The organism is Candidatus Cloacimonadota bacterium (assembly GCA_011372345.1).
Taxonomy (GTDB): Bacteria; Cloacimonadota; Cloacimonadia; order Cloacimonadales; family TCS61; genus DRTC01.
In genome coordinates, this window is sequence record DRTC01000148.1 from 1 (window position 1) to 4,576 (window position 4,576).

At 35.7% G+C, this 4,576-nt stretch carries 3 protein-coding genes; all 3 read left to right on the forward strand.

From position 1 onward, the window contains the following. The first annotated feature begins 133 nt into the window (after positions 1 to 133). Positions 134 to 1,420 carry a GTPase HflX gene (gene hflX, locus ENL20_02835; GenBank protein HHE37491.1) on the forward strand — a complete coding sequence of 429 codons (1,287 nt, stop codon included), beginning with the start codon at positions 134 to 136 and terminating at the stop codon, positions 1,418 to 1,420. A 359-nt stretch (positions 1,421 to 1,779) separates the two neighbouring features. Further along, positions 1,780 to 2,997: a PLP-dependent aminotransferase family protein gene (locus tag ENL20_02840; GenBank protein ID HHE37492.1), complete on the forward strand. Its 1,218-nt coding sequence runs from the start codon at positions 1,780 to 1,782 to the stop codon at positions 2,995 to 2,997. A 172-nt stretch (positions 2,998 to 3,169) separates the two neighbouring features. Then, the coding region (locus tag ENL20_02845; GenBank protein HHE37493.1) for a hypothetical protein at positions 3,170 to 4,576 on the forward strand (1,407 nt) is incomplete at its 3' end.

Consider the following 4,576-nt stretch of genomic DNA (forward strand, 5'->3'; position numbering starts at 1 on the left):
ACTTTGATATTCATGCAATATGTAATGACTTGAGAAAATTTCAAAAGAAATGTATATAAAATCAAATATTGACAAAATAGGGATTTTGAGAAATTATCATTACCAATCGGGGATTTGGAACGATATTAAATAAATGCGAAATAAAGAAAAAGTCATTCTCATCGGTTTGAATATCAAAGGTCAAAATATTGAAGATTATCATGATTCGATGGAGGAACTTAAGCTTCTCGCTGAAACTGCAGATCTGGAAATTATTCAGATCATTATCCAAAATTTAACAAAACCAAATATTTCGACCTTCATTGGAAAAGGAAAACTCCAGGAAATTTACCATCTTTCCAAAAAACTGAAGAGCAATACACTCGTTTTTAACGATAACCTGACACCTGCTCAAGCAAGAAACATTTCAAACCTTACCCGCTGTAATGTCGTCGATAGAACTGAACTGATCCTCGATATTTTTGCCAAACATGCCAGGACAAAACAGGCAAAATTACAGGTTGAGTTGGCTCAACTTGAATATAGTTATACAAAACTGAAAAGATTGTGGAAACATCTTTCCAGAATTCAGGGTGGAATTGGTTTTCGTGGACCGGGTGAAACGCAAATTGAAACTGATAGACGGGAAATCAGAAAAAGAACTTCTATCCTCAAAAAGAAAATTAAAGAGATCGATAAAAATACTCTCATTAAAAGAAAAAAACGGAGTAAATTCCTTTCCATTTCCATGATCGGTTATACAAATGCCGGTAAGACAACTCTTTTCAATAAACTGACCAATGAAAAACTTTATACTGCGGATAAACTTTTTGCGACTTTAGATTCAACGACTCGTTCCCTGAATTTAAAATCCAAGGAAAAAATCGTTCTTTCCGATACTATCGGATTCATCAAAAAATTACCTCATAAACTCGTTTCGTCTTTCCACTCAACTTTATTGGAGGTTCTGGAAGCTGATCTATTGCTGCATGTTATTGATATTTCCCATCCGGATTTAACGGATTATATATATTCGGTGAATAGAGTTTTGCAGGAAATTGGAGTTGAAGATAAAGACATTCTTTGCGTATTTAACAAATGCGATCTGATCGAAGAGAAACTGTTTCCATTTTTGAAAAAAAAGATGCTGGAAGAACATCCTGATTCGATCTTCATTTCTGCGAAAAACAATGATGGAATAGACATCCTGATTGATAAAATCGAAGAATTTGTGAAAAGGATCAAGAAAGAGATCATTTTAAAGATTCCAGCACAATTACGAAAATTAATTTCCTTTATCTATGAAAATGCTGAAGTGATAGAAAATAAATATGAAAATAAATCCAATGAACAGGTTTTCAGATTAAAGATCGATAAACATTTGTTGACGGGGATAAAAAAACAGGTCGAGGATTTTAAGTTGAAAGAGTATTTGAAATGAAATTCCATTTTAAATTCAATGATTTCTAATAATCTACTTTGATTCTGAAAGAATATATCAAGATCAAAAAGTCAACAGTCTGACCCAATATTGATTATGTAACTAAACTAACAGGATATAATGTATCACAAGCAATCCTGATTGTGCTTTGCAGTTCGGAACTTGTTCCGAGAAAATTTTACTTTAAAGCAACTCACCAGGTTCAGTTCTACATTTTTCAATCATGATAATCGTGTTACTTTCTCAAACAGGATTGTTTATTTTACATTGGCTTCATACAAGAAAGAAATTTTTTATTGGACATAAAACACCTGCAAATAAATTTTTGTAAAAAACAAAAAATGAAAACGGAGGGAAAAATGATTAGTAACTTGGAACAAATCTATTCCGATAATGCCAAAGGAATGAAAAAATCTGCAATTCGAGAATTACTGAAACTTACGCAAAAACCCGAAATCATTTCTTTTGCTGGTGGATTACCTTCACCAACTACTTTTCCAGTTGAAGATTTAAAGAGAATTTTCAACAAAGTTATGGATGGAAACGCTGCTTCTGCTCTGCAATATGGAGCAACGGAAGGTGATACTGATCTGCGTAAGGCTCTTACTAAATCTTACCAGAATGATGGAATGGATATTACAGAAGAAAATGTGTTGATAACCACCGCTTCCCAACAGGGTTTAGATTTATTAGCAAAGGTGTTCGTTAATCGAGGAGACAAAGTGATCGTTGGTCTACCATCTTATCTTGGAGGTTTGCAGGCTTTTAATGCTTATGGTGCGGACATGATCGGAGTGAAGCTCGATGACCATGGAATGAGAGCTGATAAACTGGAAGAAACTCTGGCACGATTGGATAAAGAAGGCACGAAACCGAAATTCATTTATACGATCCCTGATTTTCAGAATCCGGCTGGGATAACAATGCCCAATGAGAGAAGAGAAGAGATCATCAGAATCGCTAAAAAATATGATGTTCTTTTGGTTGAAGATAGTCCTTATCGCGAAATTAGATTTGAAGGTGAACATCAAAAGAGAATGTATGCTCTTGATAATACAGGACATGTGATCACTTTAGGAACTTTCTCCAAAATATTTGTGCCGGGTTTCAGGATTGGCTGGATGATCGCCCATAAAGATATTATCAATAAATTTGTGATCGCCAAACAGGGAGTCGATCTCTGCACTTCTCCCTTTGTTCAGAGATTAGCTGCCAGATATGTTATGGAAGGATATTTTGATAAGAATATTAAAAAGACGATCAAATCTTATCATGAGAAAAGAGACTTGATGCTGAAAGGTTTTGAAGAAAATATGCCGAAGGAAGTCAGTTGGACAAAACCCGAAGGCGGATTGTTTTTATTCCTGATTTTACCCGAATATCTCGATGCTGCAGATTTATTTAAAAAAGCAGTTAAACAGAATGTTGCTTTTGTGGTCGGTTCGGCATTTCATTGTGACGGCAGCGGAAAAAATACGATGCGGATCAACTTTTCTTATGTATCCAAAGAACAGAATGTCGAAGGTGTGAAAAGACTGGCAAAGGTAATTAAAGAAGCGATTGCAGAGCATAAGTAGAACGATTTTGCAAATCGTTGGAATTCTTCTCTATCGACTTAACATAAAATCTTTCGGATTTGTAACAAGTTGTAGTTTGAATCTTAGTTGATGGTCTCAAGTGAAACTTATCCCAAATTCTTCAGGATTTTGGGATAAATTGCTAAAAAATAATATGAAAGAGGTATATCAGATGAAAATCAAAAGTTTAATTTTATTTGCTTTAATTACCATGTTTTTATCAAGTTCAAATACACAAACACCAGCAACTTTTTTGGAAATTCAAAGAGATTTGAAAATTCAATCACGGGAATTCCATAATTCGGAAGATCATCAAAATATACGAATAAATCGTGATTCCCGAGAGTATGAAGTTGGAGATACCCAAACTTTCTGGAAATGGGATCTTTCGGTCATGCCGCCGTTATGGGTGCAAACTCCGGCAACATGTCGTGCAGTTGGTGAACATTGTTATGTCTTTGTTGCAGATGAAGACTGGAATATCTACATGGATGATTCTGATGTTCAAGTAGTGTTCAATTATCTGGAAGAAGAAACGATGGCTGGTGATGATTACGGTGCAGTAGAAATGGATATTCTTCATTTCGGACCGATTCCGGATGAACTCGATAATGATCCCAAACTGATCGTTTTTTATTCGGCTCTCGGTTCATTTCAGGGAACTATGTTCGACGGTTATTTCAGTGTTTATAACCAGGTAACAGAAGCAGAAGCTCAACAGATGAATCCGCCCGGGCACAGTAATGAATGTGAAATGATCTACATGACCTGTCATCCTCTAAATCCCTTGGATCCGGTTCGCATTTCCGTTTTAGCTCATGAACTCCAACATCTGATCCATTGGGGACAGGATGATAATGAAAATACCTGGGTTGATGAAGGAATGGCAGAACTGGCAATGGTATATTTTGGTATGCCTGATCCGATCACGCAATTCAATTCTAATCCTGATAATTCCCTGGTTGAATGGAACCAGGATTTTGCAGATTATGTAAAGGTAATGCTTTTTTTCACTTATTTAGCGGAACATTTTGATGATGGAACTTTGATCCAGGATATTGTAGCTGAACCTCAAAACTCGATTTCAGGAATTTCAAACCAACTGATTGAACACGGTTATACAATTCCTTTCGAATCCGTTTTCGTAAACTGGACGATCGCTAATTTCCTCGATGATCCTGAGGTTATGAATGGTCTTTATAATTACGAAGCTCTTGATCTACCTACTTTCAGTACATTTGCTAATCATAATTCATACCCGGCAAGCAGAACCGGAACTGTCGATAACTGGGCTGCGGATTATGTTCGTTTATATCCCGGAGATAATGATCTGCAAATAGAATTGGAGGTGAACCAGGAAATTAGTCTGGTAGCAATCAGGATTGGAAGTGGTGAAAATACTTCGACAGTCGATGCTTTTATAGCAGATGGAAATTTCATCCAGGAATTACCTGAACTGACAGAAGATTACAGTCAGATGATCCTTGTGTTTTCCAATAGGAATTATGGAACATTGAATTATTCATATACAGTTTCTGAAATAGAGATTTCTACTGATGAATTTGAAATTACTGAAGAT